Source organism: Mycobacterium novum (assembly GCF_010726505.1).
Lineage (GTDB): Bacteria > Actinomycetota > Actinomycetes > Mycobacteriales > Mycobacteriaceae > Mycobacterium > Mycobacterium algericum.
In genome coordinates, this window is record NZ_AP022562.1 from 915,973 (window position 1) to 940,529 (window position 24,557).

The following is a 24,557-nucleotide window of genomic DNA, read 5'->3' on the forward strand; positions in this document are numbered from 1 at the left end:
CGGGATGATGGTCTGGTGAGCGTCGTGAGGCAGGCCGGGCGGCCGGCAGAACCGCGTGGCGAACTCCGCATCTACCTCGGTGCCTCCCCCGGGGTCGGCAAGACCTACGCCATGCTCGGGGAGGCCCACCGCCGCGCCGAGCGCGGCACCGACGTGGTCGCCGCTGCCATTGAGACCCACGGCCGCTCCAAGACCGCAGAACTGCTCCGGGGCATCGAGACGGTAGGCGACCCGAGCGCCGAACTCGATGTCGCCGCGGTGCTGGCACGGCGTCCCCGGGTGGTCCTGGTCGACGATCTCGCACATACCAACGCGGCAGGCAGCCGGAATCCGAAGCGCTGGCAAGACATCGAGGAATTGCTCGACGCCGGCATCACGGTGATCTCCACGGTCAACGTCCAGCAGCTGGAGAGCCTCAGCGATGTCGTCACCAAGATCACCGGGACCACCGAACACGACACCGTTCCCGATGCGATCGTGCGCCAGGCTGCTCAGATCGAGCTGATCGATGTGGCACCGGAAGCGTTGCGCCGCAGGCTCTCCCACGGCAATGTCTATCCGCCGGAGAAGGTCGACGCGGCGCTGGCCAACTACTTCCGCGGCGAAACCCTCACCGCATTGCGCGAATTGGCGCTGCTGTGGCTGGCCGGGCAGGTCGATGCGGCGCTGACGAAGTACCGCGCCGATAAGAAGATCACCCAGACCTGGGAGGCGCGGGAACGCATCGTCGCCGCGGTGACCGGTGGCCCGGAATCCGAGACGCTGGTGCGGCGGGCTTCCCGGATCGCGTCGAAGGCCGGCGGCGAGCTGCTGGTGCTGCATGTGCTCGGCGACGGCGACTCCGGTGCGCCGGCCCCGCGGGTGGGCAAGATCCGGCAACTGGCGATCAGCCTGGGCGCCTCACTGCACACCGTGATCGGTGACGACGTGCCTGCCGCACTGCTGGAGTTCGCCCGCGACGTCAACGCCACCCAGCTGGTGATCGGCAGTTCGCGGCGTTCCCGCTGGGCGCGCATCCTCGACGAGGGTGTGGGGGCGGCGGTGGTCCAGCAATCGGGCGACATCGACGTGCACATCGTCACCGACGAGGACACCAAACCGAATTTCCGGTCGGTGTCGATATCCCCGCGGGAGCGTCGTGCGGTGTCCTGGCTGGCTGCTGTCGCCGTCCCGTGCGTGATGTGCGCGATCGTGGTGGGCTGGCTCGACCGGTATCTCGACACCGGCCAAAGCGCACTGTTCGTGGTCGGGGTACTGGTGGTGGCCCTGCTCGGCGGCATCGCTCCAGCGGTGCTGTCGGCCCTGCTGTCCGGTGTCTTACTGAACTATTTCCTGCTCGCACCGCGCCGCGATTTCACCATCGCCGAACACGACGCCGCCGTGACCGAAGTGGTGTTGCTGCTGGTGGCGGTCGCGGTGGCAGTGCTGGTCGACAGCGCAGCCAAGCGTGCCCGGGAAGCCGGTCGCGCCTCGCGCGAAGCCGAACTGATGACGTTGTTCGCCGGGTCGGTGCTGCGCGGAGCGGACCTGGACACCCTGCTGGAACGGGTCCGGGAGACCTACGCGCAGCGAGCCGTGAGCCTGGTCCGCATTCCGGCCGGCACCGCCAGGCCCGAGGTGGTCGCCTCCGTCGGCGAGCAGCCCTGCACCTCGGTCGATCTCGCGGACACCACGATCGATGTCGGTGACGACGAGTTCTGGATGCTGATGGTCGGCCGACAGTTGGCCTCCCGCGACCGGCGGGTGCTGTCGGTGGTGGCCCGGCAGGCGGCCGGACTGGTCCGCCAGGAGGAATTGGCGGCCGAGGCCAGCCGGGCCGACGCGGTGATGCGCACCGACGAGCTGCGCCGTTCACTGCTGTCGGCGGTCAGCCACGACCTGCGCACCCCGTTGGCGGCGGCCAAGGCGGCGGTGTCGAGTCTGCGCGCCGACGACGTCGCCTTCTCCCCCGACGACACCGCCGAACTACTGGCCACCGTCGAGGAGTCGGTCGACCAGCTGACCGACCTGGTGGGCAACCTGCTCGATTCCTCGCGGCTGGCCGCCGGTGTGATCCGGCCCGCGCTGACCAAGGTCTATCTGGAAGAGGTGGTGCAGCGCGCCCTGATCGGAATCGGCAGGCGCAGCAACGTCTTCGGTCGCGGCCGGTTGGACCAGGTGAAGGTAGAGGTGGGTCCGACCGTGGCGATGGCCGATGCCGGTCTGCTGGAACGGGTGCTGGCCAACGTGATCGACAACGCGCTGCGCTACGCCTCCGACAGCGTGGTGCGGGTGACGGCCGGCCGGGTCGGCGACCGGGTATTGGTCAACATCGCCGATGAGGGCCGAGGTCTGCCGCCCGGCGGCGAACTGCACGCGTTCGATCCGTTCCAGCGACTCGGCGACCGTGACAACACCAGCGGGGTGGGCCTGGGGCTCTCGGTGGCGAGGGGTTTCGTGGAGGCCATGGGCGGCACCCTCTCGGCGACGGAGACACCGGGTGGCGGGCTGACCATGGTGGTGGACCTGGCCGCACCGGCGGGAGAGGGCGGATGAGCACACGTGTCCTGGTAGTCGATGACGAACCGCAGATCCTGCGCGCGCTGAAGATCAACCTGTCGGTGCGCGGTTACGAGGTGGTCACCGCGGCGACCGGCGCCGGCGCGCTGCGAGCCGCCGCCGAGCACCGCCCGGACGTGGTGATTCTCGACCTGGGGTTGCCCGATATCTCCGGCATCGAGGTGCTGGCCGGCCTGCGCGGCTGGCTGACGGTGCCGGTGATCGTGCTGTCGGCCCGTACCGACTCCGCCGACAAGGTCGAGGCCCTCGACGCCGGGGCCGACGACTACGTGACCAAACCGTTCGGGATGGACGAATTCCTGGCCCGGTTGCGGGCCGCGGCACGCCGCAATGCCACCGCCGCCGAGATAGACCAGCCGATAGTCGAAACGTCGTCGTTCACCGTTGATCTGGCCGCCAAGAAAGTCACCAAGAATGGTGGTGAGGTGCACCTGACCCCCACGGAGTGGGGCATGTTGGAGATGCTGGTGCGCAATCGCGGCAAGCTTGTCGGCCGTGACGAGCTACTCACCCAGGTGTGGGGCCCGGCTTACGCCAAAGAGACCCAGTACCTGCGCGTTTACCTGGCGCAATTGCGGCGGAAACTGGAAGACGACCCGTCGAATCCCAAGCATCTGCTGACCGAAGCCGGCATGGGTTACCGATTCGAGGTTTGAAATCCGCCCCGGCGGATATGTCTTTGGGAACCTAGCGGAAGGAGTTTTGCCGTGATGTTTTCCCAGATCGCCAAAAAGACGGCGGTGACAGCGACCGGCCTTGTGGCGGCAGGAATGCTGGCAGCAGCGCCGGCCATGGCCGACCCGACGGTCGTCGGATTCGGTGAGACCGAAGAGATCCAGAGTCCGGGCGGAGCCATCGACTACACCGTCAAAAACCTGCAACCCAGCGGACACAACGACGGAATCTGGTACTCCGATGTGACAGCCAAGGCGGTGAGCGGTACGCCGACCCCGAACATCGCCGACTTCAACGCCCGTGCCGTCAACAGTTCGACGTTCGCGGTGATGAAGGGCAACGAGGTCGACGGCCTGCCCAACGGGCCGATCGCACAAGGCAGCCAGAGCAGCGGGCGGCTCTACTTCGACGTCAAGAGCGGCACGGCGCCTGACAGCGTCGTCTACCGGGACGCCGGCGGGCACGACAAGGTCGTCTGGAAGCACTGAGCTCAGCGCGTGGCGAGAGCACTGCAAGGCAGGCGGCCCGTCCCTAGTCGGCGGTTCCCGGTGGCGCCACCCATTCCGTGGGCTGACCGGTGATCGTCGCTATCCGATCGAAGTCACGGTCGTAGTGCAGCACCACGAGTCCGGCACGTTCGGCGGCTGCAGCGATGAGCAGATCGCCGAGTTTGACCGTGCGGTGTAGTCCGTCCACGGCGAGCGCTCCTTGCACCTCGAACGCGCGGTCCATCACGTCCTGATCAATCGTCGCCTGAGGCCAGGGTGACCGGACGTGGCGGGTATGTTTCCAATCCCGCCCGTTGCGCGCGGAGATCCCGGCTTCCAGATCAGTGACGGTGCACCGCGCCACCAGCCCGGCCTCGATCAAGGGAATGAGCCGCTGCGCTACGGCCGGCTTGGTCACGCGGGCGACAGCGGAGGTGTCGCCTAGAAAATGGGCCGCTAAGCCCACGCGGACCTGCGCTGCTCATCGGTGGCCAGGTCCGCGCTGCCCGCTACCGACTCAGGGTGCAGCAACGCCTCACGGCGCTGGGCGAGCGCCAACAATTCCGCCAGGGCCTCGTTCACCGTCGCCTTGGCAGTTGACGTGCCGAGCAGCCGCCGCGCCTGCTCAAGCTTGTCGTCATCCACATCAATCAGCCGCTTCGTCATCCGGTGAGTATATCCGATGGGGCGAAAATAGATATCCTCCAGATGAGCTCTACGTTGGGTTGTGGCAAGGGCGACTGCGGACATCTGATGCGACAGTTGCTCACTCCCGTGTGTCAGTTTGCTCACTCGGCGATAGACAGCGCGATGCCGTCGAGGATGTCGTGCTCGCTGACCACCAGCTCGTCGATGCCGGCACGCTCGGACAGCGTGCGGGCCAGTTCCTGCACCACGATCGCCCCGCCGCCGATCACGTCGACGCGGCCCGGATGCATCGGGCCCAACGCGGCTCGCTGCTCGCGGGACATGCCGAGCAGCCGGTCGCAGACCGCGACCAGGTCGCCGAAGCCGACCCGGGACAGGTGAATCACCTCCGGGTCGTACTCGGTCAGACCGTGGGCCAGCGCCGACAGCGTCGTCATGGTGCCCGCCACCCCCACCCAGGTCCGGGCGTGCTGCACCGGAACCACCTGCAACGCCTCGCCCAGCAACTCGCGGGCGACGTCGCGGGCGGCGGCGACCTCCCCGGCGGTCGGCGGGTCGGAGTGCAGGCAGCGTTCGGTCAACCGGACGCAGCCGATGTCGGCCGAGTAGGCGGCCGACACCCCGCGCTCCGAATCGCCGAGGACCACTTCGGTCGACCCGCCACCAAGGTCGACCACCACGAAAGGTTCATCGGCACCGTCCAATTCGCCTACCGCGCCTCGGAAGGACAGCTCGGCTTCCTGCTGGCCGGTGATGACCTCGGCAACAGCGCCGGGAACCGCGACGCCGAGCACTTGAGCCGTCATGGTGAAGAATTCCTCACGGTTGGCCGCATCGCGGGTGGCCGAGGTCGCCACCATGCGCACCCGCGAAACACCGTGCGTCACCAATAGTTCAGCGTAATCGGCCAGCGCGGCGCGGGTGCGTTCCAGCGCCTCGGGCGCGAACCGGCCCGTCGCATCGACCCCCTGCCCCAGCCGGACGATCCGCATCTCGCGGTGGACATCACGCAGCCGGCCGTCGACCGGTTCGGCGATCACCAACCGAATCGAGTTGGTGCCGCAGTCGATTCCGGCGATCCGGCGCGTGTGCGTCACAACCACTCCTCCGGTACCAGGATTCCGGCCATCGCGGGTTCGGGGGCCAGGATCGCCAACGCCTCGTCGCCGAACGGGTTGACGCCGCGCCCCTTGGCCAGTGCGTGCGCGATCACCACGTGCAGGCATTTCACCCGATCGGGCATGCCGCCACCGGAGAACGTCGTACCCAGCGGTTCGATCGCGTCCCGCTCGGCCAGAAAAGATTCGTGGGCGGCTCGGTAAGCCTCGGCCAGTTCCGGGTCGCGCCGCAGCCGGTCGGTCATATCGGCCATCAGCCCCGAGGACTCCAGCCGGCTCGCTGCGGCGGTCAACACCGGATGGGTCAGGTAGTACAACGTCGGAAACGGTGTTCCGTCAGGCAGTTTCGGCGCCGTCTTGACCACGGCCGGTTCCCCGTTGGGGCACCGGTAGGAGATCTCCAGGACGCCGCGGGGCTCTCGGCCGAGTTGCCGACCCACCGCGTCCAGGTCAGCCGGGTCAACCACCGGGCACAACCGGAACGGGAGGCCCCGGGAGCCCGGGTGGTCCCGGGGGTGGCGCGGCCGGGGCGGGCGGGGGATGTGGAACGTCGGCGATGGTGTGCCACAGCGAGGTGTACCAGGGCTCGCCGCTGGGGCCGATCATGTCCGGTTCGGCGCCCGGCTCGCCCGGCACCTCCGCGGTGGCCGGCAGTTGCACCTGATAGGGAATCTCGCCGGGCATGACGAAGCCGAGCCGCTCCCTGGCCTGGGCGCGGATGTGCGCCGGATCATCCATGTTGGTCTTCTGTTGCTGCAGGTCGGCGATCTGGCCGTGCAGCATGGCTTCCAGCTGGGACTGCTGCTTCATCTCCGCGTGCTGGGCGAAGAAGGTGCGAACCGGCCCGGCCAGCGTCAAGGTCAGCACGCACATCACCGCGGCCAGGATGACCGCACGCCGCGCGGTGAAACCGACCCGCAGCTCCGAGCGCTGGTCCGCGGCCGCCGTAACGGCCCGCTTGACGGGCTGGGCCGGTGGCTCCGGCGCGCTGCGCGAGCCGGCCGGTCCGCGGCGAACCGCCGGTGGGCGGCTCGGGCGCGCCCGACCCGTCTCACCGGCCCGGCCCGGCCGCGACGTCGCGGCGCGCCGCTTCTCGGGCCGTTTCGGATCGGACATTCCCAGCGCCCCGACGGACTATCGGCTCTCCGGCGCGTAGCGGGGGAAGGCCAGCTCGCCGGCGTAGCGGGCGGCGTCGCCGAGTTCCTCCTCGATCCGCAGCAACTGGTTGTACTTGGCCACCCGCTCACTGCGGGCCGGCGCACCGGTCTTGATCTGGCCACTGCTGACGGCCACCGCGAGGTCGGCGATGGTGGTGTCCTCGGTCTCGCCGCTGCGGTGACTCATCATGGTGCGGTAGCCGCTGTGATGGGCCAGCGTCACCGCGTCAAGGGTTTCGGTCAGGGTGCCGATCTGGTTGACCTTGACCAGCAGCGCGTTCGCCGCGCCTCGCTCGATGCCCTCCTCGAGGCGTTCGGGGTTGGTGACGAACAGATCGTCGCCGACGAGCTGCACCCGGTCCCCGATCTCGTTGGTCAGCGCCACCCAGCCGTCCCAATCGTCCTCCGACAGCGGGTCCTCGATCGAGACCAGCGGGTAGTTGTCGAGCAGCTTGGCGTAGAACTCGGTCAGCTGCGCGGCGCTACGGTTCTGCTTCTCGAACGCGTAGCCGCTGCCCTCGGTGTAGAACTCGGTGGCCGCGACGTCGAGAGCCAACGCCACGTCGGTGCCCAGCGTGAATCCGGTGGACTCGATCGCGGTGCTGATGAGATCCAGCGCCGCAGTGGTGCCGGCGACGTCGGGGGCGAAGCCGCCCTCGTCACCCAGCCCGGTGGACAGCCCCTGCTTCTTGAGCACCGCCTTGAGCGCGTGGTAGACCTCCGCACCCCAGCGCAGCGACTCGGCGAAGCTGGGGGCGCCGATCGGGGCCACCATGAACTCCTGGACGTCGACGCCGGTGTCGGCGTGCGCGCCACCGTTGAGGATGTTCATCATCGGCACCGGCAGGATGTGGGCGTTGGGGCCGCCGAGGTAGCGGTAGAGCGGCAGGGCCGCGGAGTCAGCGCCGGCCTTGGCCACCGCCAGCGACACCCCGAGCATGGCGTTGGCGCCCAGCCGGGACTTGTCCGGGGTGCCGTCGAGATCCACCAGCGCCTGGTCCACCAACCGCTGGTCGTCGGCGCTGATCCCGATGACCGCGGGCGCGATCTGGTCCAGCACCGCGGTGACCGCCTTCTGCACGCCCTTGCCGCCGTACCGGGAGCCGCCGTCGCGGAGCTCGACGGCCTCGTGCTCGCCGGTGGAGGCGCCGGAGGGCACCGCTGCCCGGGCGAACGTGCCGTCCTCCAGCGCAACCTCGACCTCGACCGTGGGGTTGCCGCGGGAATCGAGGATCTCGCGGGCGCCGACCTGCTGGATGATGGGCACTGACTTCTCCTTGAGCTGGGTGGGGCTGGCCGTCTTAAAACTATGGGGGGAGCCTATTGGGGTCTATCGGGGAGCCTAAACGGTGTTGCCCGCCGCAGTCCTCACACACACCTCACAAGGGCCGTCCGGCCGCGTACGCGGCGGCCCAGTCCCGGACGGCGCGGGCGTAGATCTCCGAATCGTTGTAGGCCAGCAGGGCCGTCATCCAGCCCTTGGCGGTCGCCAGGTCCTTTCCGCGCCAGCACAGATAGCCGGCCGCCGAGAGCGCGGCGTCGTCGATGTTGTCCGGGCTGATGATGCCGTCGTTGTTGGCGTCGACGCCGTAGAGCCGCCAGGTCTCGGGAATGAACTGCATGGGGCCCATCGCGCGCACCACGCCGTCGTCGTCGGCCAGGTCGGGCTGCAGACTCTCGACGATGTGCAGCGTGCCGCCGGACCCGTCGAGCCGCACGCCCCGGATCTTGGGTCGCACGTCGCCGTTGCGCGCCACCGTGGCGTGGTTATAGCGGCCGTGGTGACTCTCGATCTGGCCGATCGCGGCCAGCGTGGTCCAGCTCAGGTGGCAGTTGGGGTTCTCCACCTCGGCGACCCGCGCGGCGTAGGCGTAGGCCTCCAGCGCGGTCACCGGGATATCGAGCACCGCCGCCCGCTCCGCGGCCCAGTGATACAGCTGGTCGGCCGGACGCCCGGCCACCAGCTGGGTGTTGACCGGCGGGACCGGGTCACCGGGCGGTGGTGGCACCCCCTGCGGGATGGGGTTACCGAGCTGCCAGCTGCAACTGGAGGCCAACAACACGGCCGTCGCACCCACGACCGCAGTGGTCCGCAGCCAACGTCGCGCTGACACCGCTCTCCCCAACCTCGAAACCCTGATCCGTGTCCATCGTTCCATGACCGCGGCGTCAGTGGCCGCCGTCACCGGCTCGCGTCATCGGCCCGGATCCGGAAAAAACCCTCCGGCCAGCCCGAATCCGAGCGGATTAACCGGTGAGCTCGTCGCGTTCCGGATCGGCGAGCAGCGCGTCACGGGCGCGGGCGACCCGGGAGCGGATGGTGCCCACCGGGCAACCGCACACTGCGGCCGCGTCCTGGTAGGACAGGCCGAACAGTTGAGTCAGCAACAGCGCCTCGCGTTGCTCGTCGGAGAGTCCTGCGATCAGGGTGTTCACTTCGACGACGTCCTCGAAGCCGCGGCTGGGCCGCTCGCGGTTGAGCAGCAGCTCGGGGTCGGCGCCGGGCGCGGTGCGCGGACGCGACCGCAGGTAACGGATGTGATCGGCGACCACCCGGCGCGCGATGGCCAGCAACCAGGTCCTGGCACTGGAGCGTCCGGAGAACCGCGGGATGGCGCCGATCGCCCGCAGGAAGGTCTCCTGCGTCAGGTCGTCGGCGTTGCCGCCGTCGAACAGGTAGGCCACGAACCGCCAAACATCGTGCTGGGTGGCCTTGATGAACGCCTCCAGCGCGCGGGAGTCCCCGGCTGCGGCGGCAAGTGCGAGTGCGGTGACAGCGTCGTCGTCGCCCCGGTTAACTCCCGCCATGAACAACCACCCTAGACCCGGCCGCTGCCCGCTCCTACGACGCATGGTCGTAGGGCCGTTCGGACCGTTGACCGACCGCAGATGGCGACGGCCGCGGCGCTGGCCGGCATGGCCGGTGTCGGCCGGCGGCAGCGCATCCGCCACGGCGTCGTCCCGCGTCCGCGGGCCGGCGCCACCGGCCCGGTGACGCGCCACCAGCAAAGCGAACAGCAGGCCGACCAGGACCGGTAGATGACTGGCGATCCGCGCCGCGGTCACTTGACCGTGGTAGGCGTCGATGGCCACATATCCGCTCAATGCCAGGGCGAATACCCCAGCGATCGCGGCGACGCCGGCCGCCACGCCGGGCCAGACGCCGGCCGCGATCATCGCCCCGCCCAGCGCCAACAACCACGCAGTCGACTCGTGCAGCAAATGCGCGCCGGTGGCGGCCCCGTGACCGTGCGCCGACACCATCCCGAAGTCCACCCCGGCGATCTGCGCCAGCGCCATGGCGACTTGGAGCACCCCGACGGCGATCAGCGCCAGCCGGCGGTAGCCCCAGCGCGTCCACCGACCGGACACGATCTGGTCGGTGACCGAAGTCACGCCGGCGGCCGCCAGGATCTGTGCGGCCAGGTCAGGGCCGGCCGCCGCATCGGCGCCGGTTTCGATCGTGGTCAACCGGCGGGCCTGTGCGGCCGCACCCACCAGCCAGCGCCGGCAGCCGCGGCACGACGCCAGATGCGAGTCGACCTGCTGCGCGTTCAACTCCTGCTGCTCACCGTCGAGCAGCGCCGACAGGGTTTCCCGCACCACCTCGCACCGCATGCCGCCATAGTCGCTCATTCGGCGCCGGGAAACAAAGGGGCCAAAAAATTCACCGGGCCGGGAACCAAACCGGTCGATGAGGCGACCACTGGTGGAGAAGAACAAGATCGGGATCGCCGGGGAATCGGAAAGGGAAGGTGTCTTCATGACCGCACCGGTCTGGCTGGCGTCGCCACCAGAGGTGCACTCGGCGCTGTTGAGCGCCGGACCCGGGCCCGGCCCGCTGCTGGAGGCGGCGTCGGCCTGGTCGCTGATGAGCGCCGAGTACACCGAGGTGGCCGCCGAACTCGACGCGGTGCTCGCCGGCGTGCAGTCCGGCGCCTGGCAGGGACCCAGCGCCCAGCAGTACGCGACCGCGCACCTGCCCTACCTGAGCTGGCTGACCGACAGCGCCGCCAAGAGCGCCGCGGCCGCCGCCTTGCACCAGACGGCGGCCACCGCCTACACCGCCGCGCTGGCGGGGATGCCGACGCTGGCCGAACTGGCCGCCAACCACGCCGTGCACGCGACGCTGGTCGCGACCAACTTCTTCGGGGTCAACACCATCCCGATCGCGCTGAACGAAGCCGACTACGTCCGGATGTGGATCCAGGCGGCGGAGATGATGACCGTCTACCAGGCTGTCGCCGGGTCGGCACTGGCGTCGGTCCCGGTGGCCACGCCCGCACCCGCGGTCGTGGATCCGGCAGGTCAAGCCGTCGCCGATGTGAGCTGGGAACAACAGATCGCCGACCTGCTCCGAGAGATCAACATGGGCTTCTCGGACCCGGTCGCGAAGTGGCTGTGGTCGCTGCTGGGTGTCGACGGATATCCGGTCGAGGCGTTTCCCTTCGCCAGCGCGATCGGCGAGATGTTGTTACAGATCCCGGGGATGTCCCCGATTCTGGCCAGCTCCCTGGGATGGACCGTCTTCCACACCCTGATGCTGTTGTGGCCGATGGGACAGATCGCGGTGCAGATGGCGATCCCGATCATGATGGCGGCGGCGCCGGGCCTCCTTGCCGCCGCCGCCGGACTCGGTGCACTCGGCGCGATCGGCGCGGCGGGCGGAGCCGACCAGATGGTCGAACCGGCGCCGCTGGCCCCGGTGGCAGGCGGCGCCGGCGCTGCTGTCGCAGTGGGCGCCACCGTACCGGCGGGCGCACAAGTGCCCGCCACCACCGGCACGATCTCCTCGGCCGGCCCTGCCGCTTCCGCCGCCGGTGGGATGCCGGCCGGCGGCGCGGCAGGCGGCGGCCCGGGCGTCGGTTTCGGGCCCACTTCGTCGATGTACCTGGTGAGCAGCGCCTCGGCCTCGGCACGACAGAGCACCGGCGCCCGCCGATCCCGCAGCGCCGAGGAAGATGCCTCGGAGCGCCAAGCCGCACCCGCGGCAGCCGCCGCGCTGCGCGAAGCCCAAAAACGCCGTCGCCGCCGCCGCGCCCAGCAGCACGGGTTCGGCGACGAGTACATGGACATGAACATCGGGGTGACCCCGGACTGGGATCAACCCGGCGCATCCGATTCCGGTGCCGGTGCGCTGGGCTTCACCGGTACGGCAACCGACGTGCAACGCCGAGCGGCCGGGATCACGGTTCTCGAGGGCGACACGTTCGACACCGAGCCGCGGATGCCGCTGCTGCCGGGCGGCTGGGCCGAAAACCGAAGCTGACCGCGGGGGCGTTAGGCCTAGGCGGGGGCTACGGCCAGTGCGCGCGCCACTGTTCCGCGGTGGGCTCGCCGATGATCGCCTTCTCGGCCACGCGGACGGTATCCATGAGTTCCAAAACCGCTGTGCGCAGGTCGTTTTCCGCATCGATATCGGCGGCGACGGAGATCGATGTCACCGCGGCGGGGATCAGGTCCGCGGGCACACCGGCACGGGTGAGCCGCTGCAATACTTTCTGGGCGAGCGCCAGGGCCGGTAGCGCGGTGGGTAGGTCGTCCATGAGGGAGTCCCGGCACCGCTTCTCCAGTGCCTTGCGTTCTTCCCACTGCGCCACCTGGTCGTCCAGCGAGATCTCCTCGCCGGCAAGCACCGCCGGCACCCGATTGCCCAGCTTGCGCAGCAACGCGGCGGCGACGTCGTCGATGCCGAACGGGTGCTCCGGTGCGTCCTCGGCGATGCGCGCGTGAAACAGCACCTGCAGCAACACATCACCGAGTTCAGCGCAGAGCTCGTCGGCGTCGCCGCTGCGAACCGCGTCGAACAACTCGTAGGTCTCCTCCAGCAGGAACCGTCGCAGCGAATCATGGGTCTGCTCGCTCTCCCACGGGCCGGCGGTGCGCAACCGGTCCATGATCGCCACCGCGTCGAGCAGCCGCTCCCCCGCCGGGGCGTCCGGGGCGGCGATCAGCGTCTCACCGGCCGCCAGACGGGCCACGACGGCGGGATGGTCGCGATCCGAGGACAGCAGCACCGCGGCCGTCGCGTCTCCGCCGGAGAGCACCGATCGGGCGGCCGGCAGCGACCACGGCACCACCACCGGCAGCTCCTCGGTGTAGACCACGTCAGCGCTCAGCAACGCCAGGGCTTCCACCGGCACCAGCGTGGGCCGGCGCGGATCGACCAGCACGACGGTCATCGTGAACCGGCCGCCGTGGCGTGGTCCCGAGTGCCCGGCGCCGCTCCCGCCATGTCGAGTCGGCCTGCGGGTTTTCCGTCCAACGCCGAGATCAGGTCGGCCACCATCTGCACCAGTTCGACGTCGCGGATGCGCGGCGCCCCGACCGAGCTCCCAGCGCGGGGGATCGGCACCTGCACGGTCGCGGTGGTGGCGCGGTAACTGGCCGACGGGTGTAGCCGCTTGAGGCGCAACTGGGCGGAGTCCGGCAACGTCATCGGGGCCAGCTTCAGGGTGGTCGCCGAGGCCACGCTGACCTCGGTGATACCGACACTGCGGCACAACAGCCGCAACCGGGCCACCGCGACCAGTCGGCCCGCCGGCTCCGGCAGCGGCCCGTAGCGGTCGGTCAGCTCCTCGACCACGGCGCTGATCGCGGCATCGTCGGGGGCGGCGGCCAGCCGGCGGTAGGCCTCCAACCGCAACCGGTCGGAGTTGATGTACTCCGGCGGCAGGTGGGCGTCGACCGGCAGATCGATCCGGACGTCCTTGGGCTCCTCGGTGGTGACGAGATCGCCCCGATAGGCCGCCCGATAGGCCTCGACGGCCTCACCGACCAACCGGACATACAGGTCGAACCCCACCCCGGCGACGTGCCCGGACTGCTCCACGCCCAACACGTTGCCGGCGCCGCGGATCTCCAGGTCCTTCATCGCCACCGCCATCCCGGCGCCGAGTTCGTTGTTCTGGGCGATGGTGGCCAGCCGGTCGTGGGCGGTCTCGGTCAGCGGCGTGTCCCGCGGGTAGAGGAAGTAGGCGTAGCCGCGTTCCCGGCTGCGGCCGACCCGACCCCGCAGCTGGTGCAGCTGGGAGAGCCCGAAGGTGTCGGCGCGTTCGACGATCAGGGTGTTGGCGTTGGAGATGTCCAGACCGGTCTCGATGATCGTGGTGCACACCAGGATGTCGTATTCGCGGTTCCAGAAACCCTGCACGGTGGTCTCCAGCAGCTCCTCGGGCATCTGGCCGTGCGCGACCACGACCCGGGCTTCGGGCACCAGCGCCCGCACCCGGGCGGCGGCCGCGTCGATGGAACTGACCCGGTTGTGCACGTAGAAGATCTGGCCGTCGCGCAGCAGTTCGCGGCGCAGCGCCGCCGCCACCTGCTTGTCGTCGTGCGGGCCGACATAGGTCAGCACCGGGTAGCGGTCTTCGGGCGGGGTGAGGATCGTCGACATCTCCCGGATGCCGGCCAGGCTCATCTCCAGGGTGCGCGGGATCGGGGTGGCGCTCATGGTGAGCACGTCGACGTGGGTCCGCAGCGCTTTGATGTGCTCCTTGTGTTCGACGCCGAACCGTTGCTCCTCGTCGACGATCACCAGGCCGAGGTTCTTCCATGCCACCCCGGTCTGCAGCAGCCGGTGGGTGCCGATCACCACGTCGACGGAGCCGTCGGCCAGCCCGTCGAGGACCGCCTTGGACTCGGCTGCGTCGGTGAAGCGCGACAGGCCCTTGACGGTGACCGGGAATCCGGCCATCCGGGTGCTGAACGTCTGCAGATGCTGATCGGCCAACAGCGTGGTGGGCACCAGCACCGCGACCTGCCTGCCGTCCTGGACGGCCTTGAACGCCGCCCGCACCGCGATCTCGGTCTTGCCGTAGCCGACGTCGCCGCAGATCACCCGGTCCATCGGGACCGGCTTTTCCATGTCGGCCTTGACCTCGCCGATCGCGGTGAGCTGGTCGACGGTCTCGGTGAACCCGAACGCGTCCTCCATCTCGGCCTGCCACGGGGTGTCCGGGGCGAACGCGTGGCCGGGCGCGGCCTGCCGTTTGGCGTAGAGCGCGACGAGTTCGTCGGCGATCTCCCGGACCGCCTTGCGCGCCTTGGTCTTGGTCTGGCTCCAGTCGCTGCCGCCGAGCTTGCTCAGCCCCGGGGCCTGGCCGCCGACGTAGCGCGACAGCTGATCCAGCGAGTCCATCGGCACGTAGAGCTTGTCGGTACCGTTGGCGCCGCGCTTGCCCGAGGCGTACTCCAGCACCAGGTATTCACGCCGCGCCCCGCCCACGGTGCGCTCGGTCATCTCCACGAACTTGCCGATGCCGTGCTGGTCGTGCACCACCAGGTCACCGGCGGTCAGTGCCAGCGGGTCGACGGCGTTGCGGCGCTTGGCCGCCAGCCGCTTGCCCTCCGGTCCGGCGACCCGGTTTCCGGTCAGGTCGGTCTCGGTGACGATCACCAGGTTGGCGCCGCCGATCACCACGCCGTCATGCAGCGGGCCCTGCAAGACCCCGACCACGCCGGGTTGCGGGGCCGCACCGGGCTCCAATAGCGTTGCCGCGGTCTCGGATTCGGCCAGCTGCTCGACCAGTCTGCGGGCGGTGCCCACGCCGGGGGTCACGATCGCCGCGGCTCCGCCGGTCGCGGTGTGCGCCCGCAGCATGGCGAAGATCGCTTCGATGTCGCGCTGCCGGCCCCGCGCCGAGGGTGACGGGCGCACCTCAAGTTCGATCGCCTCCGGGTCGGGCAGCTGGCTCAGTGTCCACCACGGATGCCCGGCGTCCAGCGCCGCCTTGCGCACCTCGGCGAGGTCGCGGAATCCCGAACCTCCCAGCTGCTCGACGTCGATCGGCGCATCACCACCGATCGCGGCGACCGACCAGGACGCCTCCAGGAACTCGCGGCCGGTCTTGATCAGGTCGCCGGCGCGGGCGCGGACCTTTTCCGGGTCGCAGATCAGCACCGGGGTGCCGGCCGCCAGCTGATCGGTCAGTAGTGCCTGCGGTCCGGGCCGCAGCACCGAGCCGAGGGCCTCCATGCCGTCGACCGGGATGCCCTCGGCGAGTTTGGCGAGCATGTCGCCGACACCGCCGGTGACGGTGTTGTCGGTGCGCGGGTGATCGCCGGCCAGTTGCGCCGCGCGGGCGCGGACGTCGTCGGTGAGCAGCAGCTCCCGGCAGGCCACCGCGACCACGGTGCCGGCGTCGATCTCGGGGATGGAGCGTTGATCCGCCACGGAGAACGGCCGCATCTCGGTGATCTCGTCGCCCCAGAACTCGATGCGCACCGGGTGCTCGGCGGTCGGCGGGAACACGTCGAGGATGCCGCCGCGCACCGCGAACTCACCGCGTCTGCCGACCAGGTCCACCCGGGTGTAGGCCAGCTCGACCAGCCGGGCGATCACCGCCTCGAAGGGGGTCTCCTCGCCGACGGTCAGGGTGACCGGCTCGATCGCATCCAGGTGCGGGGTCATCGGCTGCAGCAGCGACCGGGCCGTGGTGACCACCACGCGCAGCGGCGGTCCCAGGTGCGCGTCGTCGGGCCGTGCCAGCCGGCGCAGCAGCAGCATCCGGGCTCCGACGGTGTCCACCCCCGGGGAGAGCCGCTCGTGCGGCAGCGTCTCCCAGGACGGGAACAGCGCCACGGTGTCGCCGTAGACGCCGCGCAGCTCGGCAGCCAGGTCGTCGGCCTCGTGGCCGGTGGCGGTGACCACCAGCAGCGGGGTGTTGCGGGCCACTGCGGCGGCGACGAAAGGCCTGGTCGCGGCCGGGCCCACCAGGTTGAGTTCAGCGGGCCGGCTGTCGGCGCGCTCGATGAGATCGACGAAGGTCGGCGCGCTCAGTGCGGCTTCGACGAGCCCCGCGATCGGGGTGGCTGGGCTGGCGTGCCCCGGTGCGGTCATGATGCGAGTAATTCTAGGCGGTGGCTGCCCGGACGCCGATTTGCGTTGCGGTGCATGCCTTATTCGTCGTGCAGGGTCGGGTCAGCCTCGAGGTGCGTCAGGCCGTTCCAGCACAGGTTGACCAGGTGGGCGGCCACCACTTCCTTCTTGGGTTCGCGCACGTCCAGCCACCACTGGGCGGTCATCGACACCGAACCGACCAGCGCCTGGGCATACAGCGGCGCGGTCTCGGGGTCTAGTCCGCGCCGGGAGAAGTCGCCGGCCAGGATCGAGGACACCTGACCGATCGCGTCGTTGAGCAGGGTCGAATAGGTGCCGGAACTGATCGATGCCGGGGAATCGCGGATCAGGATCCGGAAACCGTCGGTGTGCTCGTCGACATAGGTCAACAGCGCCAGGGCGACCCGTTCGACCCGCAGCCGCGACTGGTTGTTGGTCGATTTGGTCAGCGAGGTGGTGATGCCGTCCAGCAACGCCGACATCTCCCGGTCGACCACCACGGCGTACAACCCCTCCTTGCCGCCGAAATGCTCGTAGACGACCGGTTTGGACACGTTGGCGCGCAGCGCGATCTCCTCGATGGAGGTGCCCTCGTAGCCGCGCTCGGCGAACAGCGAGCGCGCGACGTCGATGAGTTGGTGCCGACGCTCGCTGCCGGTCATCCGGGCCCGCGGGGGCCTGCCATCCCTGTCCAGAGCAGCCACAGTGCCCAGGATATCCAGTTCGGTAGAGTCTCCTTGCAATCCATCCGTCGTGGTGTAATCGGCAGCACCTCTGATTTTGGTTCAGATAGTTCAGGTTCGAGTCCTGGCGACGGAGCGTCTCCTGCATGGTTTTCGCCCACCCTTTGGCACGAGCGGGCGCAGAATGACAGGCTAGACGGCGTGTCGACGCACAAACACGCTCCCTCGCCCCAGGGTGCCGACCGCCAGGACGCCGTCATCGTGCTGGCGGCCGGGGCCGGGACCCGGATGGTCTCCGACACCCCCAAGGTGCTGCACACGCTGGGTGGGCGCAGCATGCTGTCGCACTGCCTGCGCGCGGCCGCCGGGGTCAGCCCCCGTCACCTGGTGGTGGTGCTGGGCCACGCCCACGAACGCATCGCCGGGCCGGTGGCCGAGCTGGCGCAGGCCCTGGACTGCCGCATCGACATCGCCCGGCAGGACCAGCAGCTGGGCACCGGGCACGCGGTGTTATGCGGCCTGTCGGCGCTGCCGGACGACTTCGCCGGCACCGTCGTGGTCACCTCCGGCGACATTCCGCTGCTGGACACCGCGACGCTGCGGGCGCTGGTCGACACCCATCGCGCCGCCTCGGCGGCGGTCACCGTGCTGACCACGACGATGGCCGACCCCACCGGTTATGGGCGCATCCTGCACACCCAGGACGGTGAGATCACCGCGATCGTCGAACAGGCCGACGCCACCGAATCGCAGCGCGAGATCCGCGAGGTCAACGCCGGGGTGTACGCCTTCGACATCACCGCGCTGCGCTCCGCATTGGGCCGGCTGGGCTCGGACAACGCCCAGCACGAGCTCTACCTGACCGACGTGATCGGCATCGTGCGCGGCGACGGCCAGGCGGTGCACGCGCGCCACGTCGACGACGCCGCCCTGGTGGCCGGCGTCAACGACCGGGTGCAGCTGGCCGAGTTGGCGGCCGAACTCAACCGCCGGCTGATCGCCGCCCATCAGCGGGCCGGTGTCACGGTCGTCGACCCCGCCACCACCTGGATCGACGTGGACGTGACGATCGGGCGCGACACCACCGTCGCACCCGGAACCCAGCTGCTCGGCACCACCGTGATCGGTGCGCACTGCGAGATCGGTCCGGACACCACGCTGGCCGATGTCACCGTGGGCGAGGGCGCCTCGGTGATCCGCAGCCACGCCGCGTCGTCGTGGATCGGAGCCGGGGCGACGGTCGGACCGTTCAGCTATCTGCGGCCCGGTACCGCACTGGGCGCCGACGCCAAGCTGGGGGCGTTCGTCGAGACGAAGAACTCCACCATCGGCACCGGGACCAAGGTCCCGCATCTGACCTACGTCGGCGACGCCGACATCGGCGAGCACTCCAACATCGGCGCGTCCAGCGTGTTCGTCAACTACGACGGCCAGAACAAGCGGCGCACCACCATCGGCTCGCATGTGCGCACCGGCTCGGACACCATGTTCGTCGCGCCGGTCAGTGTCGGCGACGGTGCCTACACCGGCGCAGGCACGGTGGTGCGCGACGACGTGCCACCGGGTGCGCTGGCCGTGTCGGCCGGCCCGCAGCGCAACATCGAGAACTGGGTGCAGCACAAGCGGCCCGGCAGCGCTGCCGCCGAGGCGGCCGAGAAGGCCCAGGCGTCCGGCGGTTCCCGATCGGATCCGTCATCGTGAGGTTGGTCGCGTTGAGGCAGCCCGGAGCGAAATCGCGCGACGGACTACGTACCATAAGGCCCGAATTAACTCGACCAATTTCCCAGATCTCCAACGGCGGGGGCAGCGCGTGAGCCACGAGTGGACAGACAACCGCAAGAACCTGATGCTCTTCGCTGGTCGGGCGCACCCGGAGCTGGCCGATCAGGTCGCCAAAGAACTGGACGTCCCGGTGACCGCGCAGACCGCCCGCGACTTTGCCAACGGCGAGATCTTCGTGCGTTTCGAGGAGTCGGTACGCGGCTGTGACGCCTTCGTTCTGCAGTCGCACCCGGCGCCGCTGAACAAGCACCTGATGGAACAGCTGATCATGATCGACGCGCTCAAGCGCGGCAGCGCCAAACGGATCACCGCGATCGTGCCGTTCTATCCCTACGCCCGCCAGGACAAGAAGCACCGCGGCCGTGAACCGATCTCGGCCCGCCTGGTGGCAGATCTGCTGAAGACGGCCGGCGCCGACCGGATCGTCACCGTGGACCTGCACACCGATCAGATCCAGGGCTTCTTCGACGGCCCGGTCGACCACATGCGCGCTCAGCCACTGCTGGTCGGTTACATCAAGGAGAATTACGCCGACTCCGACATGGTGGTGGTCTCCCCCGACTCCGGCCGGGTGCGCATCGCCGAGAAGTGGGCGGACTCCTTGGGCGGGGTTCCGCTGTCGTTCATTCACAAGACCCGCGATCCGCTGGTGCCCAACCAGGTCAAGTCCAACCGGGTGGTCGGTGAGGTGGCCGGCAAGACGTGCGTGTTGATCGACGACATGATCGACACCGGCGGCACCATCGCCGCCGCGGTGCACCTGTTGCGCGAGGACGGCGCCCGCGACGTGATCATCGCGGCCACCCACGGGGTGCTGTCCGAGCCGGCCGCCGAGCGCCTGGCGTCCTGCGGCGCCAGCGAGGTGATCGTCACCAACACCCTGCCGATCCCCGAGGACAAGCAGTTCGCCCAGCTGACCGTGCTGTCGATCGCCCCGCTGCTGGCCAGCACCATCCGGGCGGTATTCGAAAACGGCTCGGTCACCGGACTTTTCAACGGAGAAGCCTAAAATGGCCAGCGACGACACTGTGACCATCTACCACAACCCGCGCTGCTCCACCTCACGCAAGACGCTGGAACTGCTGCGCGACAACGGTATCGAGCCGACCATCGTAGAGTATCTGAAGACCCCGCCGTCACGCGCGGAGCTGGCGGACATGATCCGCGACGCCGGAATCGGGGTGCGCGACGCGGTGCGCACCGGCGAGTCGGTCTACGCCGAGCTCGGCCTGGCCGACGCCTCCGACGACGAACTGCTCGACGCGATGGCCGCGAACCCCATCCTGATCCAGCGACCGTTCGTCGTCACCGGCAACGGCACCCGGCTGGCCCGCCCGATTGACGCGGTCCGCGAGATACTGTGACCCCACTGCGCCGGGCGGCCCTGGCGTGCACCGCAGCGCTGGCGATCGCCGCGGCCGGATGCGGCGCCAAAACCCCTGATTACCAATCGATTTGGTCGAACGGTAGTACCACCAGCACCACGTCGGAGGCGCCGCAGCCGCCGGTGACGGTGGGACGCTTCCTGGAAGACAAGGGGGTGGCCGCCGAGGCGGTGGCCCCCAACGCGCTGACCGACCTGACCGTGTCGATCCCGACGCCGCCGGGGTGGACGAAAAAGGAGAACGCGATGTTGCCGGCGACCACCCTGGTCATCGGCAAGGGCGAGAAGCTTCCGCGGGCGATCCTGAGCGTGGTCAAACTCAACGGCAACTTCGATTCGCGCGAGGCCATCAAACACGGTGTGGTCGACGCGCAGCTGGCGAAGAACTTCCGACTGCTGGACGCCTCCAACGAGGACTACCAGGGCTTCCCGTCGTCGATGGTCCAGGGCACCCATGACATGGACGGCCAGCGCCTGCACAGCTGGTTCCGGATGGTGATCGCCACCGGGTCGGCACCGGACGACCAGCGCTACCTGGTGCAGTTGGCGATCACCAGCTTCAACGAACAGGCGCCCAAGGAGGCCGCCGACGTCGAGGCGATCATGAACGGATTCACCGTCGCCGCGAAGTGACCCCAATTCCCTTCCGCGGCTTGCTACAGTGCGACGCACCCCGCCTGCTGAAGGGAGTTCCACGATGCCCCTTGCCCGCCGGTCGCCCCGGCTTTTCGCCGGCCTCGCCGTAACCGCAGCCACCACGGTTCTGCTGACACCGGCTGCCGCAATGGCAGACCCGCCACCGGGTTGCACCGCCGCAGATCTGGCCAACGTGACCGCGGGCGTCGCCGCGTCGACCTCCGGTTACCTGTTCGCACATCCGGACGTCAACGCGTTCTACTCCGGCCTGCGCGACCGGCCCGACTCCGAGGTGCCTGAGGCCATCCGCGGCTACTTCGCGGACAATCCGCAGGCCCACGCCGACCTGTTGGGTATCCGCCGGCCGCTGGTTGACTTCCGTAGCCGCTGCGAACTTCCCGAAGCCGACCACGGCTTGTTAGGCCAGTGATGACACGCCGGATCCGCGCCGCGGCGGCACTGGCACTGATCGTGCTGCCGGGCACCGTCATCGTCACACCGGCCGGCACCGCGGTCGCCGACGTGTGTGTCGGCGTGGGCCGCCGATTCCACGTCAGCACGTGCACCGACCTCACGCCGCCGCCGGCTTATTACGCCCCGTTGCCCGAGGACGTGCCCCCGCCACCGCCTCCCCCGCCACCGGTGCAGACCTGCGTCGGCTACAACGGCCGCTGGATCGACACCAACAACTGCCACTGAGCACCCTTAAAGTGGGAGCCATGGCCTCTTGGACCGCTGCCGATCTGCCCTCGTTTTCCGGACGCACCGTGATCATCACCGGCGCCAACAGTGGGTTGGGAGCCGTGACCGCACGTGAGCTGGCCCGGGTGGGGGCCAGCGTCACACTGGCCGTGCGCGACACCGGCAAGGGCCAGGCCGCCGCGGCCAGCATGCCCGGCGATGTCAAGGTCCGCGCCCTGGATCTGGCCGACCTGTCCTCGGTGCGGCGCTTCGCCGAGGAGACCGCGGCCGTCGACGTGCTGATCAACAACGCCGGGATCATGGCGGTGCCGTACTCGACGACCGTCGACGATTTCGAGAGCCAGATCGGCACCAACCATCTGGGCCATTTCGCGCTGACCAATCTGCTGCTGCCCAAGCTCACCGACCGGGTGGTCACGGTGTCGTCGTTCATGCACCGGATGGGTTATGTGAGCCTGAAAGATCTGAACTGGGAGTCGCGGCGGTATCGCGCGTGGCTGGCTTACGGCCAGTCCAAGCTGGCCAACCTGCTGTTCACCAGCGAGTTGCAGCGCCGGCTGGTGGCGGCCGGCTCGCCGCTGCTCGCGTTGGCCGCCCACCCCGGCTACTCGAGCACCAACCTGCAGGGGCACACCGGTAATCGGGTCGGCGACGCGCTGATGCGCACGATCGGCAACGGCCTGTTGGCCACCAGCCCCGACTTCGGGGCGCGCCAGACGCTGTATGCAGCGTCGCAGGATCTGTCGGGCAACACCTTTGTCGGACCGCGGTTCGCCTTCATCGGCCGCACCGGGTCGGTGGGCCGCAGCCTGCTGGCCAAGCGCGGCTCCACCGCCGCCGGGCTGTGGGACCTGTCCGAGCAGCTCACCGGGGTGCAATTTCCGCTCTGAGCGTCCGGTCAGACCTGCCTGCGGCTGCTATGCCATTCGTGGTGGGCCGGAAGTCGGCGCAGCATCTTGTTGACCGCGGCGGCGATATTGCTCGCGGTCCCGGGAACAACCAACATCTGCTGCCGCCCAGCCGACACGCTGTGTTCGACGACGACCCGCCCGGCCGGGATATCGATGATGCTCACCGCGCCCGGGTGGATGTGTGTTCTGGTGGGCCGTCCGGTTTCGACGCCGGCCTGCAGCGCCGCGATTGACGTCTGGGTGGATCGGGTCGGGTCGGTCGCGGCCAGCAGGATCTGCAGTTGCTCGGCGGAGAACGGTTGGCTTGTCAGGTAATTCTGCACACTTTCCGGGCTGCCCGCTGCTGCCAGCAGCGCCGTGGTCTCCACATCGACCGGGCGAAACTGCACCGGTGGGACAACGCCACACAACCGCTCGATCTGAGCCTGCAATACTGCACCTGCCTCGCCCTCTGATACCGAAGTCCCGGCACCACCGATCCGCACCCCGTCACCGCAACGTTCGGCAACGACCCACCACTGGGCGAACCGCGCCAACACGGCTTGCGCCTCGACACGACGCGGATCCTGCACCCGCAACAGCAGCGCAATATCGCGGCGGGCCAACACCGTCAGCCACTCCACTACCGTTCGATCTACCGCTCCGGCCGCATCGATCACCCCGTGTTCGCGCAACTCGAGCGCAACCGGATGCGCCAAGGCCAATTGCGGCGTCTCCACCCTGGGCATCACAGGCCGCAGTCCCAATTCGGGAGCCACCACCTCGACGCCCGCCAACACCTGCAGCACCCACAGACCGTCGATCGTGGTCGTCAGCACGCCTCGACTTTATCGTCAGCATCACCGTCAGAGTCGCCATCCTTTTCGCCGCCCGACGTTGCGCAGGCCGAGTCAAGTCCGACGCGCCAGCTCCACCATGATTCGCTACCGCTTACGATCGACGATGTGACTGCTGCAGCAGGTGAAGGCGCGTCGTCCGCGCGTGAGGAGATCCTGCTTTCAGGTCTCATCGATTGGGTTGCGCTCGACCGAATACATGGATATGTCGCCCAGGAGAACCCTGGCGAAGTGCTGTCGGTCATCCAGGAAAAGACCTTGGGGCTGATCCGTTCACTGACCAGCGACGGACTATTCGTCATCGGGGACCTTCAAGGCAACGGAGGCAGCTTTGCCGGATGGGGTATCCCACTGAACGAAGCGATCCAGCGTATTCGCGACGTTTATGTCAACCAGTTCGACGACCGGCAGGCATGGGGCTGGTCCTGCTGGTTGTCACTCACCGAAGATGGAGAAAGAGTCGCCGAAGAGCTTTCGCGGACATCGGCATTCGCAACCCCACCACCCACCGCCGAGGAGATTCGGTCCGAACAGCAGCGGTTGATGACGGCGCCATCGTTGATCGGTGTCGTTAGCGGCTACGTCAGTGGCTTGACCGCGATCGATCCTGATTCAGCGCCAGCATGGCTGACACAACTGCACCTTCCGCCGGAATGGCAGCTTGCCCAACTAGGAAACGGCAGTGGCGCGCGGCCCACTCGGGTGGCCCTCCGCGGTCCGCACGCCGACGGCGGCTGGGACGGCTCGGAAACCCTGACTCTGTTCAGCTTCACCGGATGTCCACCCGCCGACGTCGTCTACGATAACTCCGACTGCACTCTGCGTGAACTTCGAATACCGCTGGGCGATGCGGCGAGTTCGCTCGATCCTCCCCTGACCCAGACACTGGGCACCGCGGCGGAACCAGAGGTGATCGCGGTGCGTAGCAGCGGATCTTTTGTGTACTGCCGCAGTTGGATGTGGGCCCAATACAACACCTACATCGCGTGCTCCGAGGGGACCGGCCAGAGCCGGATGCTTCAACAGTGCCTGTTTTCCCGTAATAAAGACGAACTCGCCGACGATCTCACTTACCTCGCAGAGACGGTACATGACGCATTCGTCGCCGCAGTAAGAACATGGAAGTGACCGACAGTA

The 24,557-nt window shown here is 68.8% G+C and carries 24 protein-coding genes, 1 tRNA gene and 1 pseudogene; 13 read left to right on the forward strand and 13 right to left on the reverse strand.

Features of this window, described 5'->3' with window-relative positions:
• Positions 1-15 precede the first annotated feature (15 nt).
• From G6N19_RS04205 to G6N19_RS04215, 3 genes are read left to right on the forward strand one after another with little or no spacing between them, the layout of a single operon-like run.
• Complete coding sequence (locus tag G6N19_RS04205) at positions 16-2,535, forward strand: sensor histidine kinase (RefSeq protein ID WP_408632460.1); 2,520 nt, start codon at positions 16-18, stop codon at positions 2,533-2,535.
• Complete coding sequence (locus G6N19_RS04210; RefSeq protein ID WP_013827935.1) at positions 2,532-3,215, forward strand: response regulator; 684 nt, start codon at positions 2,532-2,534, stop codon at positions 3,213-3,215. The genes G6N19_RS04205 and G6N19_RS04210 overlap by 4 nt, the downstream gene beginning before the upstream one ends.
• Positions 3,216-3,266: 51 nt before the next feature.
• Positions 3,267-3,722 (forward strand): MPT63 family protein, encoded by a 456-nt coding sequence (locus G6N19_RS04215; RefSeq protein ID WP_193465824.1) that lies wholly within the window; start codon positions 3,267-3,269, stop codon positions 3,720-3,722.
• A gap of 43 nt (positions 3,723-3,765) precedes the next feature.
• On the opposite strand, the gene G6N19_RS04220 is transcribed toward G6N19_RS04215, so the two are convergent.
• From G6N19_RS04220 to G6N19_RS21100, 9 genes and pseudogenes are all read right to left on the reverse strand, one after another.
• The gene (locus G6N19_RS04220) at positions 3,766-4,140 is read right to left on the reverse strand and encodes a PIN domain nuclease (RefSeq protein ID WP_232062520.1); all 375 of its coding nucleotides are present in this window, start codon (positions 4,138-4,140) and stop codon (positions 3,766-3,768) included.
• Positions 4,141-4,178: 38 nt separating this feature from the next.
• Positions 4,179-4,388: a type II toxin-antitoxin system VapB family antitoxin gene (locus G6N19_RS04225; protein WP_193465826.1), complete on the reverse strand. Its 210-nt coding sequence runs from the start codon at positions 4,386-4,388 to the stop codon at positions 4,179-4,181.
• 122 nt (positions 4,389-4,510) lie between these two features.
• Complete coding sequence (locus G6N19_RS04230; protein ID WP_193465827.1) at positions 4,511-5,467, reverse strand: Ppx/GppA phosphatase family protein; 957 nt, start codon at positions 5,465-5,467, stop codon at positions 4,511-4,513.
• On the reverse strand, positions 5,464-5,955 hold the full coding sequence (locus G6N19_RS04235) for a DUF501 domain-containing protein (RefSeq protein ID WP_013827932.1): 492 nt from the start codon (positions 5,953-5,955) through the stop codon (positions 5,464-5,466). Before G6N19_RS04235 ends, G6N19_RS04230 begins: the two co-directional genes overlap by 4 nt.
• Positions 5,948-6,604: an FtsB family cell division protein gene (locus G6N19_RS04240; RefSeq protein WP_163762288.1), complete on the reverse strand. Its 657-nt coding sequence runs from the start codon at positions 6,602-6,604 to the stop codon at positions 5,948-5,950. The genes G6N19_RS04235 and G6N19_RS04240 overlap by 8 nt, the downstream gene beginning before the upstream one ends.
• Before the next feature lie 18 nt (positions 6,605-6,622).
• A complete protein-coding gene (eno, locus tag G6N19_RS04245) occupies positions 6,623-7,912 on the reverse strand; it encodes a phosphopyruvate hydratase (protein ID WP_013827930.1) in 1,290 nt (429 codons plus the stop codon).
• Between the two features lie 112 nt (positions 7,913-8,024).
• A complete protein-coding gene (locus G6N19_RS04250; protein ID WP_013827929.1) occupies positions 8,025-8,759 on the reverse strand; it encodes a lytic transglycosylase domain-containing protein in 735 nt (244 codons plus the stop codon).
• Between the two features lie 133 nt (positions 8,760-8,892).
• Positions 8,893-9,453, reverse strand: coding sequence for an RNA polymerase sigma factor SigC (sigC, locus tag G6N19_RS21095; protein ID WP_232062651.1), 561 nt, complete (start codon positions 9,451-9,453; stop codon positions 8,893-8,895).
• Between the two features lie 231 nt (positions 9,454-9,684).
• Positions 9,685-10,410 (reverse strand): annotated as a pseudogene (locus G6N19_RS21100) (DUF2275 domain-containing protein); the annotation flags it as partial.
• Here G6N19_RS21100 and G6N19_RS04260 point away from each other — a divergent pair.
• Complete coding sequence (locus G6N19_RS04260) at positions 10,409-11,914, forward strand: PPE family protein (protein ID WP_193465828.1); 1,506 nt, start codon at positions 10,409-10,411, stop codon at positions 11,912-11,914. The pseudogene G6N19_RS21100 and the gene G6N19_RS04260 sit on opposite strands and share 2 nt — an antisense overlap.
• A gap of 28 nt (positions 11,915-11,942) precedes the next feature.
• Here G6N19_RS04260 and G6N19_RS04265 read toward each other — a convergent pair whose 3' ends face one another.
• Genes G6N19_RS04265 through G6N19_RS04275 form a run of 3 tightly spaced genes read right to left on the reverse strand, consistent with a single transcriptional unit; the run spans position 11,943 to position 17,148 of the window.
• On the reverse strand, positions 11,943-12,827 hold the full coding sequence (locus tag G6N19_RS04265) for a nucleoside triphosphate pyrophosphohydrolase (protein ID WP_193465829.1): 885 nt from the start codon (positions 12,825-12,827) through the stop codon (positions 11,943-11,945).
• Positions 12,824-16,486: a transcription-repair coupling factor gene (mfd, locus tag G6N19_RS04270; RefSeq protein WP_193465830.1), complete on the reverse strand. Its 3,663-nt coding sequence runs from the start codon at positions 16,484-16,486 to the stop codon at positions 12,824-12,826. Before mfd ends, G6N19_RS04265 begins: the two co-directional genes overlap by 4 nt.
• A gap of 59 nt (positions 16,487-16,545) precedes the next feature.
• A complete protein-coding gene (locus G6N19_RS04275) occupies positions 16,546-17,148 on the reverse strand; it encodes a TetR/AcrR family transcriptional regulator (RefSeq protein ID WP_013827924.1) in 603 nt (200 codons plus the stop codon).
• 85 nt (positions 17,149-17,233) lie between these two features.
• Between G6N19_RS04275 and G6N19_RS04280 the strand changes: the two genes are divergently transcribed.
• The 8 genes from G6N19_RS04280 (at position 17,234) to G6N19_RS04315 (ending at position 22,563) form a co-directional block, all read left to right on the forward strand.
• Positions 17,234-17,305: transfer RNA gene (locus tag G6N19_RS04280), tRNA-Gln, on the forward strand.
• A gap of 152 nt (positions 17,306-17,457) precedes the next feature.
• Positions 17,458-18,870 (forward strand): bifunctional UDP-N-acetylglucosamine diphosphorylase/glucosamine-1-phosphate N-acetyltransferase GlmU, encoded by a 1,413-nt coding sequence (gene glmU, locus G6N19_RS04285; RefSeq protein WP_232062652.1) that lies wholly within the window; start codon positions 17,458-17,460, stop codon positions 18,868-18,870.
• A gap of 109 nt (positions 18,871-18,979) precedes the next feature.
• Positions 18,980-19,960 (forward strand): ribose-phosphate diphosphokinase, encoded by a 981-nt coding sequence (locus tag G6N19_RS04290; RefSeq protein ID WP_013827922.1) that lies wholly within the window; start codon positions 18,980-18,982, stop codon positions 19,958-19,960.
• 1 nt (position 19,961) lies between these two features.
• A complete protein-coding gene (gene arsC / locus G6N19_RS04295; RefSeq protein WP_193465832.1) occupies positions 19,962-20,315 on the forward strand; it encodes an arsenate reductase (glutaredoxin) in 354 nt (117 codons plus the stop codon).
• A gap of 5 nt (positions 20,316-20,320) precedes the next feature.
• On the forward strand, positions 20,321-20,968 hold the full coding sequence (locus G6N19_RS04300) for an LpqN/LpqT family lipoprotein (protein WP_408632481.1): 648 nt from the start codon (positions 20,321-20,323) through the stop codon (positions 20,966-20,968).
• 64 nt (positions 20,969-21,032) lie between these two features.
• Positions 21,033-21,401, forward strand: coding sequence for a heme-binding protein (locus G6N19_RS04305; protein ID WP_193465834.1), 369 nt, complete (start codon positions 21,033-21,035; stop codon positions 21,399-21,401).
• Positions 21,401-21,670, forward strand: coding sequence for a hypothetical protein (locus G6N19_RS04310; protein WP_193465835.1), 270 nt, complete (start codon positions 21,401-21,403; stop codon positions 21,668-21,670). The genes G6N19_RS04305 and G6N19_RS04310 overlap by 1 nt, the downstream gene beginning before the upstream one ends.
• A gap of 20 nt (positions 21,671-21,690) precedes the next feature.
• The gene (locus G6N19_RS04315; protein WP_193465836.1) at positions 21,691-22,563 is read left to right on the forward strand and encodes an oxidoreductase; all 873 of its coding nucleotides are present in this window, start codon (positions 21,691-21,693) and stop codon (positions 22,561-22,563) included.
• Between the two features lie 8 nt (positions 22,564-22,571).
• Here G6N19_RS04315 and G6N19_RS04320 read toward each other — a convergent pair whose 3' ends face one another.
• On the reverse strand, positions 22,572-23,402 hold the full coding sequence (locus tag G6N19_RS04320; protein ID WP_013827916.1) for an ESX secretion-associated protein EspG: 831 nt from the start codon (positions 23,400-23,402) through the stop codon (positions 22,572-22,574).
• A 126-nt stretch (positions 23,403-23,528) separates the two neighbouring features.
• Between G6N19_RS04320 and G6N19_RS04325 the strand changes: the two genes are divergently transcribed.
• The gene (locus G6N19_RS04325; RefSeq protein WP_158019443.1) at positions 23,529-24,548 is read left to right on the forward strand and encodes a hypothetical protein; all 1,020 of its coding nucleotides are present in this window, start codon (positions 23,529-23,531) and stop codon (positions 24,546-24,548) included.
• The last annotated feature ends 9 nt before the right edge of the window (positions 24,549-24,557 follow it).